This window comes from Paraburkholderia sp. SIMBA_027 (genome assembly GCF_046535315.1).
Classification (GTDB): domain Bacteria; phylum Pseudomonadota; class Gammaproteobacteria; order Burkholderiales; family Burkholderiaceae; genus Paraburkholderia; species Paraburkholderia tropica.
The window spans coordinates 1-288 of the sequence record NZ_JAWRWY010000347.1 but is presented as its reverse complement, the minus strand read 5'-3'; the positions used below and the strand labels follow the sequence as shown (position 1 = coordinate 288).

Here is a 288-nt window from a genome sequence, read left to right as displayed (position 1 = left end):
TCTCGAAGCACTCGACCGGTCGCTTCAAAAGCATCACAGTAAACTTGTGCTTCTCAGCGGCAACGCGCTCGATGTGCTGCACGCGCTGATCAAATCGACGGGTGCCGAAACGGTGCTCTGGAACCGCCGCTACGATCCGGCGGGCATGGCGACGGACAAGGCACTGAAACAGACGCTGAGAGACGACGGCCTGACGGTTCAAAGCTTTGCCGGCCATCTGCTGCATGAACCATCCCGGGTACAGACAAAATCCGGCGGGCCCTACCGGGTCTATACCCCCTTCTGGCG

Annotated in this window: 1 protein-coding gene; it reads left to right on the top strand. The window is 60.1% G+C overall.

Features of this window, described 5'->3' with window-relative positions; translation table 11 throughout:
• Positions 1–288: deoxyribodipyrimidine photo-lyase (locus SB764_RS39365; protein ID WP_410866660.1), on the top strand; the 288-nt coding region annotated here is incomplete at both ends.